15 protein-coding genes are annotated in these 13,858 nt (G+C 61.6%); 4 read left to right on the top strand and 11 right to left on the bottom strand.

Annotation, left to right across the window (positions count from 1 at the left end; genetic code table 11):
- Positions 1-12 precede the first annotated feature (12 nt).
- From OK438_05580 to OK438_05565, 4 genes are all read right to left on the bottom strand, one after another.
- Positions 13-1,047 carry an ABC transporter ATP-binding protein gene (locus OK438_05580; GenBank protein ID MDA4124902.1) on the bottom strand — a complete coding sequence of 345 codons (1,035 nt, stop codon included), beginning with the start codon at positions 1,045-1,047 and terminating at the stop codon, positions 13-15.
- Positions 1,037-2,062, bottom strand: coding sequence for an ABC transporter ATP-binding protein (locus OK438_05575; GenBank protein ID MDA4124901.1), 1,026 nt, complete (start codon positions 2,060-2,062; stop codon positions 1,037-1,039). The genes OK438_05580 and OK438_05575 overlap by 11 nt, the downstream gene beginning before the upstream one ends.
- 1 nt (position 2,063) lies before the next feature.
- Entirely contained in the window at positions 2,064-2,891 is an 828-nt protein-coding gene (locus OK438_05570; protein MDA4124900.1) for an ABC transporter permease, read from the bottom strand.
- A gap of 67 nt (positions 2,892-2,958) precedes the next feature.
- Positions 2,959-3,984, bottom strand: a complete 1,026-nt coding sequence (locus OK438_05565) for an ABC transporter permease (protein MDA4124899.1) — start codon at positions 3,982-3,984, stop codon at positions 2,959-2,961.
- 118 nt (positions 3,985-4,102) lie between these two features.
- Between OK438_05565 and OK438_05560 the strand changes: the two genes are divergently transcribed.
- Genes OK438_05560 through OK438_05545 form a run of 4 tightly spaced genes read left to right on the top strand, consistent with a single transcriptional unit; the run spans position 4,103 to position 8,674 of the window.
- Positions 4,103-5,116 carry an aldolase gene (locus OK438_05560; GenBank protein MDA4124898.1) on the top strand — a complete coding sequence of 338 codons (1,014 nt, stop codon included), beginning with the start codon at positions 4,103-4,105 and terminating at the stop codon, positions 5,114-5,116.
- Positions 5,117-5,143: 27 nt separating this feature from the next.
- On the top strand, positions 5,144-6,904 hold the full coding sequence (locus OK438_05555; GenBank protein MDA4124897.1) for a thiamine pyrophosphate-binding protein: 1,761 nt from the start codon (positions 5,144-5,146) through the stop codon (positions 6,902-6,904).
- 24 nt (positions 6,905-6,928) lie between these two features.
- Positions 6,929-7,894, top strand: a complete 966-nt coding sequence (gene iolC, locus OK438_05550; GenBank protein MDA4124896.1) for a 5-dehydro-2-deoxygluconokinase — start codon at positions 6,929-6,931, stop codon at positions 7,892-7,894.
- A 36-nt stretch (positions 7,895-7,930) separates the two neighbouring features.
- A complete protein-coding gene (locus OK438_05545; GenBank protein MDA4124895.1) occupies positions 7,931-8,674 on the top strand; it encodes a 5-deoxy-glucuronate isomerase in 744 nt (247 codons plus the stop codon).
- 3 nt (positions 8,675-8,677) lie between these two features.
- On the opposite strand, the gene OK438_05540 is transcribed toward OK438_05545, so the two are convergent.
- The 7 genes from OK438_05540 to OK438_05510 form a co-directional block, all read right to left on the bottom strand.
- Entirely contained in the window at positions 8,678-10,156 is a 1,479-nt protein-coding gene (locus OK438_05540; protein MDA4124894.1) for a CoA-acylating methylmalonate-semialdehyde dehydrogenase, read from the bottom strand.
- Between the two features lie 77 nt (positions 10,157-10,233).
- Positions 10,234-11,352, bottom strand: coding sequence for an NADH-quinone oxidoreductase subunit D (locus OK438_05535; protein MDA4124893.1), 1,119 nt, complete (start codon positions 11,350-11,352; stop codon positions 10,234-10,236).
- 2 nt (positions 11,353-11,354) lie between these two features.
- Positions 11,355-11,915 (bottom strand): NADH-quinone oxidoreductase subunit C, encoded by a 561-nt coding sequence (locus OK438_05530; GenBank protein MDA4124892.1) that lies wholly within the window; start codon positions 11,913-11,915, stop codon positions 11,355-11,357.
- Positions 11,916-11,922: 7 nt separating this feature from the next.
- The gene (gene nuoB / locus OK438_05525; protein ID MDA4124891.1) at positions 11,923-12,444 is read right to left on the bottom strand and encodes an NADH-quinone oxidoreductase subunit NuoB; all 522 of its coding nucleotides are present in this window, start codon (positions 12,442-12,444) and stop codon (positions 11,923-11,925) included.
- On the bottom strand, positions 12,438-12,809 hold the full coding sequence (locus OK438_05520) for an NADH-quinone oxidoreductase subunit A (protein MDA4124890.1): 372 nt from the start codon (positions 12,807-12,809) through the stop codon (positions 12,438-12,440). The genes nuoB and OK438_05520 overlap by 7 nt, the downstream gene beginning before the upstream one ends.
- Before the next feature lie 77 nt (positions 12,810-12,886).
- The gene (locus OK438_05515; GenBank protein MDA4124889.1) at positions 12,887-13,312 is read right to left on the bottom strand and encodes a CBS domain-containing protein; all 426 of its coding nucleotides are present in this window, start codon (positions 13,310-13,312) and stop codon (positions 12,887-12,889) included.
- A partial coding sequence (locus OK438_05510) for a citrate synthase (protein ID MDA4124888.1) occupies positions 13,309-13,858 on the bottom strand: 550 nt, incomplete at its 5' end. The genes OK438_05515 and OK438_05510, both read right to left, overlap by 4 nt.

Here is a 13,858-nt window from a genome sequence, read left to right as displayed (position 1 = left end):
CAAGATTGCTATTTAAGCGTGGCGATTAGGGTCATCGGTTGGAGGACGACCTAATTCCTGGGCGGTTTTCTCCACAAAATGGCAGGCGACAAAACGGTCTTCCGAGATCTCGCGAAGCGGAGGGTCGGTTACCGAACAGATTGACTCCGCGTAGGGACAGCGCACGTGGAACTTGCACCCCGACGGCGGGTTGATCGCGCTGGGGACCTCTCCTGAAATCTCGATGTGCAGCAGTGTTCTCTTCCAGGGGTCTGGCATGGGGGCCGACTTCATGAGCGTCAGTGTGTAGGGATGCCTTGGCTTCTGGAGAACCACGGAGCTCGGCCCGTACTCTGCGAGATTCCCGGCGTACATGACCGCGATCATGTCGGAGAGGTACGCGGCTACGGCGATGTTGTGGGTGATCAGCATGTAGGACAGGGAGAACTTCTTCTGCAGGTCTACGAGCAGGTTCAGAATCTGCGCCTGGACGGACGCGTCGAGGGCGCTGGTGGGCTCGTCAAGAATCAGGAGCTTGGGGCGCGTCGAGATTGCCCTGGCGATCGCGACTCTCTGCTTCTGCCCTCCGCTGAGCTGTCTGGGAAGCCTGTCGGCGAAGTCCTCGGAAAGTCCGACCGCGGCGAGGCTCGCTGAAGCGGCCGCCCTCAGTTCGGCGGGCTTCAGGTTCGTGAGTCCGCGCAGCGGCTCGGCGATGGAATCTGCGATCTTCATGCGCGGGTCGAGAGACGAGTCGGGGTCCTGGAAGACCATCTGGAGCTTCCTGTACACTTCTCTCCTGTTGACCCCCTTTCCGTCAATCCTTTGACCGTCGAAGTGTATCTCGCCTCCCGTCGGCTCGACGAGCAGAGCCAGGGTCCGGGCAAGGGTCGTCTTCCCGCAGCCGGACTCGCCGACGACGGCCAAAGTCTTGCCCTGCTCGATGGATAGGGAGACTCCGTCGACGGCCTTCACGACCCTTTCCTTGGACCTTGAGAGGGGGTTGAGGCCCCTGGTCGTCTTGAAGTGCTTTTTCAGGCTGACCGTCCGGAGGAGAACCTCACTGGCCATAGAGGAAGCACGACACCCGATGGTCCTTGGCAACTTCGGCCAGCTCAGGCTCTCTTTTCGCACAGACGTCCATTGCGTAGGGGCACCTCGGCTGGAACCTGCACGAGTTACTCGCCGTGATGAGGTCAGGTATGGTGCCCTTGATTGGAACCAGCTGCTTCCCCTCGCGCGTACCGCTTGGGATGCACGCCAGGAGCCCCTGGGTGTAAGGGTGGCGGGGCTTGGCGAATATGTCGTGGACCTCTGCGTCCTCGACAATCTGACCAGCGTACATCACTATCACCCTGTCGGCGACCTGGCTTGCGACAGCGAGGTCATGGGTGACAAGCAGAATCGTGGTCCCGAGCTTGTCCCTTATCTCCTTCATCAGCTTCAGGACCTGGGCCTGGGTAGTCACGTCCAGGGCGGTGGTTGGTTCGTCGGCTATCAGAAGCGCCGGCTGCTGGGACAGCGCCATGGCGATCATCACGCGCTGGCGCATCCCCCCGGAGAGTTCGAAGGGATATCGCTCTACGATGTGTTCGGGGTCTGGAATCCTGACCAGGTTCAGCATCTGCTCCACCTCGGACTTCAGTCCCTCGGGGAGCTTCCACTTCCGGCCAGGGAGCCTGGGCGGGCCCATCCGAGCGGGGTCAGACTCCTTCCTCTGTTTGCGGAGGACGATCGCTTCCGCTATCTGCTCCCCAACCCGGCGCAGCGGGTTGAGGCTGGTGAGGGGCTCCTGGAATATCATGGCGATCTCGGACCCCCGGTACTTCTTCGTCTGGTCCATGGTCAGGCTTGCGAGGTCTACCCCCTTGTAGGTCATCGAACCCCCTGTGACCCGAGCGCTCCCCTGGGGCAGGAGGCCGATCATGGCAAGCCCGAGGGTGGTCTTTCCGCACCCCGACTCTCCCACCACGGCTAGGAATTCCTCTTCGCGCACCTTGACGCTGACCGATTCTAGGGCGCGGACCGACCCCCTGGAGGTGCCGTACTCGACGCTCAGCCGCTGGATATCGAGGAGCTCTGCCAACCTATCTGACCCCCAGAGTCTCCTTGATCCCGTCCCCGAGGAGGCTGAACCCGACGACGCCCAGCGAGATGACGAGGCCAGGGATGACTGCGAGCCAGGGGGCGCTCAGGGCGAAGTCGTGGTAGGCGGCGACCATCTGTCCCCAGTCGGGGGCCGGGGGCTTGTTTCCGAGGCCAAGGAAGGTCAGGCCGGAGTAGACGAGGATCACGGTGCCCACGTCCAGCGTGGAGTAGACCAGCATCGTCCCGGAGATGTTGGGCAGGACGTGCCTCAGAAGCATCCGCCTGGGCTTCTGTCCCGAGAGGCGTGCTGCCTCGATGTAGTTCTGATGGGCCACCTTCAGGGCCTCCCCTCTCGCGAGTCTTGCATAGGGGGGCCACCACACTACCATCATGGCAATCATCATGTTCGTTATTCCCCCGCCAAGGATCGCCCCCACCACCATGGCGATCAGGAGGACGGGCATGGCGAAGAAGACATCAGTGAAGCGCATCAGCAGTTCGTCGAGGATCCCTCCCCGAAGGCCCGCGTAGCCGCCGAGGAGCGCGCCCACGAGCACAGCCGACCCGACCACGATGAAGCCGACCATGAAGTCATAGGGGGTCGCCGAGACGACCCGGCTGAACAGGTCCCTCCCGAGGTTGTCGGTTCCGAAGAGATGAGCGATGGAAGGAGGGAGGAAGGTGGCGCTGACCTGGTCGGGTGGGGGGTTGGGCGCGTAGGGCGTCACCTGGACGTTCAGGAAGCTTGCAGCCTGGACCACGACGGCCGTGACGACGAAGGCGAGGACGATGACGAGTCCGGCGATGGATTCTTTGTTCCTGGTCATAGTTCTCAGCGCGCTACGCAAGCCCGCAGTGAGTGATGACGACGTCGAACGCCTCGCCGGAGTGACGCTATCCAAGCCGAATCTCCGGGTCGACGTAGGCGTACAGCAGGTCGGCCACCAGGTTCGTCGTGACAATCAGGGCCGCAAAGACGAAGACCGTCGCCATGATCGCGGGGTAGTCCTGCCCGAGCAGGGCGTAGAAGGCGTACTGGCCCATCCCAGGATAGTTGAAGAGATACTCGACGAAGACCGACCCGGTCAAAAGGAAGGTCATCACCAGTGATGAGACGGTGATAAGCGAGACCGAGGCGTTGGGAAGGGCGTGGCGATAGAAGATCGAGTTCTCGTCAAGGCCCTTGGACCTGGCAGTCCTGATGTAATCTGTCTGCATCACCTCCAGAAGAGAGCTCCTGGTGACTCGGGTGATCACGCCGAAGGTCACGAGGGCGAGGGTCAGGCTTGGGAGAATCAGGTGGATGAAACCGTTCTCGAAGAAGGCGAAGTTGCCCTCGAGGAGGGAGTCGAAGAGCGGGAACCCTGTTATCGCGGACGGGGGCGTGACGAGCAGGGGATCGTAGGCCTGTCCCGTCGGAAGCAAGCGCAGGTACAGGGACCCTAGGACGAGAATCAAGATCCCGATGAAGTATGGCGGCGATGAATATCCCCCGAGGTAGACGATCCGTATCAGCTTGTCGACCCAGGTGGAGTGATACCTCGCCGCCAGGACCCCCAGGACGAGCCCAATGACGACACAGAGGATGAACGAGAAGAAGACTATCTGCAGGGTCAGAGGGAGCGTCTGGACGATTACAGTCGAGACCGGGACGAACCCCCTAGACGGGGAGATCCCGAGATTACCCTGGAGCATTCCGGCAAGGTAGTAGAAGTACTGGACGATGACCGGGTCGTTGAGGTGGTACTTCTGGGCGTAGGCCTGGGCGAGGTTCGGGTAGAGGGCGGCCGCCTTCCCCAGCCACGCCTGCAGCACGTTTCCGGGTATGAGGTGCGACAGTGCGAACGTCAGGGTGAGGACGGAGAAGAGGACGAAGACTGCGAATCCGAGGCGCCTCAGGACGAACCTAAGCAGGTTCACAGAGCCAGCCGAGGCCCCACCCGCATAGAAAAGGATTGTTCGCCAGATAGGGGAGTTTGCATGAAACACGGCTCGACAACCCGCTAAGTTCTAAAGCCCCTCCGGAGGTCGGGAGAAGGTGCGTGGAACACGGTTCGCTGCTCTTGAGTTCCTCCCCCAGGAGCTCTACGCCCGAGCTGCGGATTCGAGGGTGGGCGACCCTGGACTCCCAATCAGGCTCGCGTCAAAGAGGGTCAGGAGGCGCGCACTTACCAAGGACGGGAAGCTGACTCTGCTGGCGGCGGACCATCCTGGCCGGATGGTGACCCGGATCAGGGAAGACCAGCTGAGGATGGCCGACAGGCATGAGTTCCTCTCCAGGGTCCTGAGGGTCATGGCCTGCTCCACCTTCGACGGGCTCCTCGCGACAGCAGACGTTTTCGATGAAATGAACCTGATCCAGCACTTCTCAAAGGGGCGTCGGTTCATGGACGGTAAGCTGGTCATAGGCAGCGTCAACCGCGGCGGAGTAGCCGGATCTGCGTTCGAGCTTGACGACAGAGTCACAGGGTACGACGTCGACGGAATCGTGGAGATGCGGCTGGACGGGGCAAAGTTCCTCCTTAGGTTCGACCCTGAGAGTCGCGACTCGGCAGCCGCTCTGGGGTACTGTGTCCAGCTGGTCCGCGAATGCGTCGCGAGGAGGATTCCAATCTTTGTGGAGCCGCTCCCTGTGAAGAACTCTGGCGGGAAGGTGGAACTTGAAAGGGACGCGGGGAAGCTTCAGAAGCTCGTCGGCGTGGTCAGCGGGCTCGGGAACTCCTCGTCCGGAGTCTGGCTGAAGCTCCCCTACTGCGAGGGCTTCGACAAGGTCGCGGGCTCAACCACCCTTCCCATTCTCCTCCTCGGTGGGGAAGCGGGAGACGACGTGACAGGGCTCCTCCGCGAAATAGAATATGCCATGAAGGCTGGCCCGAACGTAAGGGGGGTCCTGCTCGGGAGGAACCTTCTCTACCCTCCCGGCGACGACCCACTTCCTCTGGCGCGGGCCATAGAGGCCATCGTCCACGGCGGACTGGGGGCAAAGAAAGCAGAAGCAGTCATGGGCAGGTGGGTGGGGAAGGACGCCGACCTCTTCAGCGCCAACGATTAAAATAGCCTGAGAAGGATCGCCGCGACGATGCGTCCCGCCTCCCGCAACGGTGCCCAGTTCGTTGCGGAGTTCCTGAGGAAGGCGGGCGTGAGGTATCTTTTCGGGATCCCCGGCCATGGCAACGTTTCGCTCTTCGACGCCGCCCGGGACATGGCTCCGCGGCTGAACATTGTGGCGATGAAGCACGAGCAGTGGGGCGGCCACATGGCCGACGGATACTTCAGGGCGAACAGGCGTGTCCCGGCTGCCGTCACGACTTCGGTGGGGCCCGGGGCGACGAACCTCGCGACCGCCATGGCCACCGCCTATGTCGATTCCTCCACTTTCCTCGCCTTCACTGGCCAGATTCAGACATACCTTTTCGGCAGGGGGATCTTCCAGGAGATCGAACGGCGCCACTGGGTGGACTACGCCAACGCCATGAACCATCTTGTCAAGGCCTCCTGGACGGTCACCAGCGCCTCCCAGCTCCCCAGGGTTCTCCCCGACGCAATGAGGACCGCGCTCGGGGGAAGGCCTGGGCCGGTGCTGGTGGACCTGCCCATGGATGTCCAGGTGGAGAGGACGGACGCGGAAGTGCCTAGCCCGCAGCTTCACCTCTCGGACGGGCGGGTCAGACCTGATTCGGAGAAGGTCACGGCCGCCGCAAGGCTCCTCCTGGCTGCAGAAAGGCCCGTGATCCTTTTGGGAGGAGGGGTCGTCATGTCGGACGCAGGCAAGGAAGCGGTCCGGGTGGCCGAGTTCCTCGCAGCACCCGTCCTTTGCACCTTCAGGGGGGATTCGAAGGGGGGGTTCCCCGAGGACCATGAGCTCTATGCTTTCCATCCTGGGAACATCGGAAACGCGGTCTCCAACGAGGTGGCCAAGAACGCGGACGTCCTCCTCGCAGTCGGGGCGACCTTCACCGACGAGACGACCAGCTCCTACGCCAGGGGAGTGACCTTCAGGATTCCGCCGACGAAGTTAGTCCACATCGACATCGACCAGCACGAGCTTGGCAAGAACTACCCGACCGCGGTGGGTATGGTCGCGGACGCCAGGGCAGGCCTCGGGGACCTGCTGGAGGCAATGAAGTCAGTAGGGAAACGCAAGGGAACCCGGACATCGGCCTGGGTTAGGAGGGTCAAGGAGCTGAAGGACGCGTGGCATGAGGAGGTGCAGAAGCTCCGGAAGGAGGCACCCATGGGAATCCCGAACGTCGTTGCGTTGATGCGAGAGAACCTTCCGAGGAGCACGATCGTGACTGTCAGCGCAGGCCTTCCCCAGGAGATAATGTCCCAGCAGTGGGTGTCGTATCGGCCGCGCACGTTTCTGAGTTCCGGGGGCTTCTCCACCATGGGATTCGCCCTCCCGGCCGCCATAGGAGCGAAGCTGGCCCAGCCGAAGACACCGGTGGTCGCAGTGGAGGGAGACGGCTCCTTCATGATGAACAACGTCGAGCTTTCGACGGCCGTCCAGCTTCAGATTCCCCTTGTGGTTGTGGTCCTGAACAACCGGGGATGGATCTCCATTCGAGACCTTCAGATCAGGTCGTTCAGGAAGCGGCTCGTCGGCACGGAATTCAGGAAGAAGGACGGCGCGGAGTATGCGGTCGATTTCGAGAAGATTTCAGGGGGGTATGGAGCTGGCTATCAGCTCGCATCGACTCCAGGAGAGTTCAGGAAGGCCTTGAGGGAAGCCACGGGCTCCGGGGGGACGCACGTCGTCGAGGCCGCGGTGGAGAGGAACTTCCCGAAGAGCGGGACCAAGGCCTACGGCTACTGGGACATCCCTTCCCCCTACGCCTAGGAGCTGATAGCGACGCTCGACCTGGTGGCCATTGGGAGGGCGGGGCTCGACTTGTATTCCCTTGACTACGGCGTCCCCCTGGAGAAGGTCAGACATTTCGCGAAGTACGTCGGGGGAACGGCGGCCAACACCGTGGTCGGGGGAGCCCGCCTCGGGCTGAAGTGCGCCCTTGTCACCCGGGTCAGCGACGACGAGATCGGCGCCTTCGTGTTGGGCTTCCTCTCTCAGGAGGGAGTCGATGTCAGCCACATCAGGAGAGACCCGCGAAGGAAGACGGGCGTGGTCTTCGCCGAAGTGGCACCCGGAAGGGACGGAAAGTTCGTCTTCTACAGGGAGAACGCCGCCGACCTCCACGTGACCAGGACCGATGCCCCTCGGACCCTCCTTGCCGACGCAAAGGTGCTCCTCGTGACGGGCACGGGCCTCAGCGCCGAGCCATCCATGGGGACGAACCTCTACGCAGCCGCCGAGGCGGGGAAGCTCGGGAAGACCGTTGCCTTCAACCTCGACTGGAGGCCGTCGCTCTGGAAGTCAACTCCGGCCGTCAGGATCGCGAGGTATGCGAAGATGCTCGCCCTGTCTGGCATCGTAATCGGGAACGAGGGGGAGTACCTCGCGGCCACGGGGCGAAAATCACTGACGGACGCCATGGCCTCGATCGCTGGCGGGAGGGATAAGCTCCTGGTGGTCACGCATGGTGAGAATGGGTCCGAGGTGGTGGCTGGAGGAAGGAAGGAAAGGGCTCCCGGGTTCAGGGTCCCGCTGCTTAAGGGGCTGGGCGGAGGAGACGGGTTCATTGCGGGATTCCTGGCAGGGTACATTCGAGGCTGGGGGCCCCTCGAATCGGCTGTGTTTGGGAACGCGGTGGGTGCGATTGTCGTGACCGGGCACGCGTGCTCGGAGTCCATGCCCAAGGAAGTCGAAGTGCAAAGATTCCTGGCGAAGAACGGATACTCGTTCGACCCAAGGTCTGGACCTTCCAAACGCTAAATACCGTGGGCCGCTTTCCAAGAGGAGCAATCAAGATTGTTCCACAGGAACACGGGAGAAACGGACGCATTCGAGACGCTGTGCTCCATACCAGCCATGAGCGTCAGCCGTCTGCGTATGAGGAAGGTTCTGAGGGTGGCAGGGTTGAAGGGGGAGGGTTCCGAATCTGTGGTTACGCCTGTGGCCGGGTCGGTCAGGGTCAGGACTGACCAGGGCCAGCTCCTTGAGCTCGGGGAGAAGGACGTGTGCTACCTGCCTTTGGGGTCGGTGTTCAGTTTGGAGGCGGACGCGCAGGCTGACGTGATATGGGCGAGGGCCCCCGGGACGGAGAGGTTCGCTCAGTACGTGCGACGATTCGCGGATGTGAAGCCCGTTGTCTCAGGCGCCGAGTCCTACCGGAGACACATCTATACTTCCATCGGCGAGAAGGAACCGGCGAACAGGCTCATCGTAGGATTCGTGGAAGGCGACGCCGGGAACTGGACGAGCTTTCCGCCCCACAAGCACGACGGGAAGCCTGAGGTCTACGTCTACTACGGCATGGGGGCTAGGTTCGGTGTCCAGATAGTGGCCGCAGAGGAGGACGAGGCATACGTTGTAAGGGAGGGTGACGCAGTCCTCTTCGAAAGGGGATACCATCCGAACGTGGCCACCCCGGGGGTGGGGATGAAGTTCGTCTGGATCATCAGCGCTGACCCCCGCGAGAGGAATCTTTCGGTCGAGCTCCATCCGGACTACAAGGAGATGCCGATGGGCCAGACTCACCTTTCGACGAAGTAGGCCCTACCAGCGCGAGATTGTGACCTTCCTGTCCGTGAAGAAGTCGACCGAGTCCATCTGGGGGTGAAGCGTCCCGAAGAAGGAGTCCCTCATCCCTCCGAACGGGAAGTAAGCCGAGGGGGCCGCTACTCCGATGTTGATTCCGATGTTGCCCGCCTTTACCCTTCGGCGGAATTCCCTGGCCTCTGCTCCCTTTGTTGTGAAGATGCTCGCCATGTTCCCGAACTTGGTACCTTTGTTTATCGCCTCCATCGCCTCGTCAAGGCTCCCGGCGTGCATAGAGCTTGCGACTGGGCCGAAGATCTCCTCCCTCGCGATGCTCATTTCAGGAGAGACGCCGGTGAAGACTGTGGCGCCGAGGAAGTATCCGTCTGGGTACCCGTCTACTGACACACGCCTCCCGTCGGTCATGAGCCTGGCTCCCTCGTCGATTCCCTTTTGGAGCATTCCTTCGATTCTTTGTTTCGAGGCCCTTGAAACCACAGGTCCCATTTCTGTCTCAGGAAGCATTCCGCTTCCGACCCTGAGGGCGGATGCTGACCGAGAGAACTTGTCGAGGAGGGGGCCAGCCACATCACCTACAGCCATGAGGTTTGCCCCGGCCAGGCATCTTTGGCCTGTGTTGCCGAAGAAAGATGAGACTATCGCGGGGACCGCCTTGTCGAGGTCAGCCCCGGGGGTGACCACTATGGTGTTCTTGGCACCGCCATTCGCGATGGCGCGCTTGCCTGCCTCCCCCGTCAGACGGTAGACCCTCTGCGCGACGGGGGTCGAGCCGACGAAAGTGACTCCCTTGACGCCTGGGTTCTTGATGAGGGATTCGACGACGTCAGCGCCTCCGTGGACCATGTTGAACACGCCGGGCGGGAGCTTCACCTCGTCGCGGAGGAGCTCGGCGACCCGTTGCATTGGGACTGGGGTCACGTCGCTGGGTTTGACGACTACTGTATCACCGAGGACTATAGCGTAGGGCAGGAACCAGAATGGAATCATCAAAGGGAAGTTGAACGGGCAGATGATTCCGAATACGCCAAGAGGCTCCTTGGAGACCTGCGTGTCCACTCCCCGGGAAATCTGGTCTAGACTTGACCCCTTTGCCAGGGTGTAGGCCACCGAAATCGCAGCCTCGACGTTCTCGATGGTCCTCCTGACGTCCCCCCGACTTTCGGCCAGCGTCTTGCCGTGGTTGAGAGTGTTGAGGTGGGCGAGCTCTTCGGCGTTCGCTTCCATAATCTGCTTGAGCTTGAAGAGGTACTGCGCTCTTTCTCCTATCGGGACGTACCTCCAGGATTCGAAAGCCACTTCCGCTGCCAAAACGGCCGAGCCGACCTCCTCCTTCGTGCTGAAGGGGACTTCGGCTATCGGCCTGCCTTCCGCCGGGTTGAAGACCTCGTGAACTTCCTGAGTCTGCGAGTCGACCCAACCCTCCCCAACGAGGAGCTTGAGCTTCCCGAAGCTATGCGGGCCTTCTGTATTGGCCATTGGGAGGCGATGGCGAGAGTCGAGGGTAATAAAGTTCGGAAAGATGATTCTATGTACAGAGTTGGCGCTGAGCGGACCTACCTATCCGCTTCGAGCGGCCAATAATTCAAACTCCAATAGATTATTGGAATGTCTGCCACATGGACGTTCCTCAGAAGGTGGGGGAGTACCCTGAGATTCTTGAAGCTGGGGCTCCCAATCTTCAGGCGGTACGGCCTCGGGGAACCGTCGGATATCAGGTGGTAGCTCATCTCGCCCCTTGCGGCCTCGGTGCGCGCGTAGACCTCCCCGGCTGGGACCCTGGGCTGGGGGCCAAGCTTGAGCCGGACAGGGCCCTGAGGGATGTTCTTGAAGGCCTGCCTGATTATCTTCACGCTCTGCCTCATCTCGAGGAGGGCCATGTACGCCCTGGACCAGGCGTCGCCGCCGTCGAGGGACGGGACTTCGAAGTCGAAATCTTCGTAGTGGCTGTAGGGCTCGTCCTTCCTGACGTCCATCTTTACCCCGGAGGCGCGCAGGACCGTGCCAACGGCGCCGAGGCGGATTGCGTCCTCCTTTGAGAGGACCCCGACCCTCCGCATCCTGGTGAGGACCATGGGGTTCTTGAAGAATATCTTCTCGTACTCGTCCATGCGCTTTTCGAACCAGTCGCAGGTGTCCAGGGCCTTCTCAGTGAGCCCTGCCGGCATGTCGTTTCTGACTCCCCCGGGGATGATGTAGGCGAAGGTTACCCTGGCGCCTCCGATCCTTTCGGCCAGGTCGATCCAGAAGTCTCTGTCCCCCATGCACCAGGTGATCATCGTGGTGTGGCCGGTGAACAGCCCCTCGATGGCGATGAAGTACATGTGGGAGATGATGCGGTTCATCTCGGCCATTATGACCCTGAGGTACTGGCCGCGGTCGGGGATCTTGTTGTTCATCAGCTCGTCCACCGCCAGGGCGTAGGGGAAGAGGATGCCGCAGCTGTCTAGGATGACCGGGCGTTCCAGGTGCGGGACGTTCTGGATATAGTTCCGGTATTCGCTCATTTTCTCCTCGCCCCGGTGGATGTAGCCAGGGTCGGGCTCGGACCGGACCAGGTAGTCGCCGTCGAGCCAGAGCTTGATTCTGAAGTGCCCCGCCCCAGGGTGCTGGGGGCCGAAGGAGACGGCCATTATCCTGTCCGAATCCGGGTCGTATTCTGTCTGGATTGTCATGGCTATCTCCCCGGAGACACGTAGTCCTTCCTCAGTGGGGGCATGTCGTTCCAGTCCTCGGGAAGGAGGAAGTGGCCCTTGAAGGGGTTCCCCTTGAAGTCGATGCCGAGCATCTCCTGGCTCTCACGCTCGTGGTATTCGACCCCCGTCCAGACGTCGATTAGGGAAGGAGCGACCGGGGACGCGCGGGGCACCCTTTCGGCGATGGCGAGGACGAAGTCCCTGAGCCCTTCTCTGGTGAGGGAGCCGATGAAGTAGATTATCTCGATCTCATTCTTGGCGATCCAGTCGACCCCGCTAACGGCGCTGGGGTGGTCGAAGCCGAGGTCGTCTCTAACCATGGTAGCGACCGCTTTGATCGTAGCGCTTGAGACTGTGACCTTGAGCCGCTTCTCCCGAAGGTAGTCGACCTTCGCGTCTGGGAACTGCGCGGTGATGGTCGAGGCGAGCTTCTTCGCACGGGCGGGTTCGGGCTTCGGCTGGCTAGGGGGAGAGGGAGGGGCGGCAGCAGTGGGTGCTGCGGGCTTCGCAGGTTGTTGGGTCCCTGGAGTCGGCTTGCTCATCCCGGGGTCACGCACCACTAAGGCTGGGAGCTTTCCGGATCTTTTCCTGGAGGAGAACGATTCCCTGGAGGAGGGCCTCAGCCCTGGGGGGACAGCCGGGGACGTAGACGTCGACCGGGATTATGTCGTCGATGCCCCGGAGGACGTTGTAGGAATCGAAGTAGAGTCCGCCGGTGATCGAGCACGCGCCCATGGCGATGACCCACTTTGGCTCGGCCATCTGGTCGTAGATCATCTTGAGCCGGGGAGCGAGCTTGCGTGTGACGGTGCCCATCACTATGATTAGGTCGCAGGCGCGGAGGGAGCCGAAGGCCTCCAGGGCTCCGAAGCGCTCCATGTCGAAGCGTGACCCTGCGGCGGCGCCCACTTCCACGGAGCAGCAAGCGGTCTCGAGGTGGACGGGCCAGAGGGAGTAGAGGCGCCCCCAGTTGGCGAGGTATCGGAGGGGGTCTCCCACAGAGTACTGGAGGATGCCGTCGAACTTCCCGACCAGGACCTGGAGGGCACCGGACTTTTGGACGGTCACCATATCTCGCGCCTTCCGGCCAGGACCAGGGCGAAGCCCATGGGGACGAAGACGAGGCCCATGAAGAGCGTGAGCATCCAGTCGGACGACAGGCCGAGGGCCATGGGCTTGTAGGCCGCGGCCCAGGCGTAGAGGAACATCGAAAGGACGTCGAAGACTATGAACATCAGAAGATAGGCGTAGTACTGCATCATGAAGTGCGCCTTGCCTGAACCTACCGGGACCTGGCCGCACTCGAAGGGCGCGTTCTTGATGGGGTTGGGGCGCCTCGGGGCGAGGAGTCGGGGGGCGATGACTACCGGCAGGGTGAAGACTACTCCGACGAGTCCCATGATGAAGACTGAGCCCAGGTCGCCAAAGAGGGCCATGACGAGAGCTTCGGAACGTTTTACGCTATTTAAGATTGATGATGAATCGTTTCACGAAACGAAGACAGGAGGGACTCTCAGTCTATGCCGTGGACGTCCTCGGCTTCGTCCTTCAGGAAGCTCTGCAAGAGTTTGTTCTCCCTGAAGAAGTCGCGGATGGAGAGGACACCGAAGAGCGTCCCGTCGTCGTTCTCCACCACGAGGTGGCGGATGCCCTTCTCCATCATCAGCTTCACCGCCTTCGACGGGCGGTCTGAGCGCTTGACGCTGACGAGCTTCTTGCTCGAGATGGACTCGAGGAGGCCGCTTAGCAGAGTCCCCTTGGCCACGGCCCGGACGACGTCCCTCTCGGAGATGACAGCTTCCGCCTTGACGGGGCTGACTGAGGAGGCGACGACGAGGAGCCCTATCTTCTCGCGCGCGAAGACCTCGGCCGCCTGCTTGATGGTCGCGTTGGCGCTTATGGTGACCGGAGTCCGCCTGACGAGAGCCTCTACCCTCATCGCTTGCTCACGGGCGTGGAGGAGCGCTTCTCGATTGGGACGTACTGTGTCCTCGGGGGGCCGATGTAGTCTGCCCTCGGCCTGATTATTCGGTTGTCAGAGTACTGCTCCAGGATGTGGGCGAGCCAGCCGGGGGACCTCCCGACTGCGAATACGGGGGTGAAGAGGTAGCTCGGGATCCCCACGCGGTTGAGCACCAGCCCGGAGTAGAGGTCGACGTTAGGGTAGAGGTTCTTCCAGGTCAGCATCATCTCCTCGGTCTTTTCGAGGATCTGGAACACCTTCTTCTCCTTCTCGCTGCGAATGAACTTTTGGGCCATGTCCTTCAGAATCCGGGCCCTGGGGTCCATGGTCTTGTAGACCCTGTGACCGAAGCCAGTAATCTTCTGTCTCTTGGCGAGGAGGGCGTCGACGTAGGACTCGGCGTTTTCGGGATTCCCAATCTCCATGGTCATCTCGATTACCTTCTCGTTCGCTCCCCCATGGAGGGGACCCTTCAGGGCTCCCACGGCGCCGGTCACTGCAGAATACACGTCCGATAGAGTC

It is taken from the genome of Nitrososphaerota archaeon, assembly GCA_027887005.1.
Taxonomy (GTDB): domain Archaea; phylum Thermoproteota; class Nitrososphaeria; order Nitrososphaerales; family Gagatemarchaeaceae; genus UBA183.
This window is presented reverse-complemented; position numbering and strand designations above follow the sequence as displayed.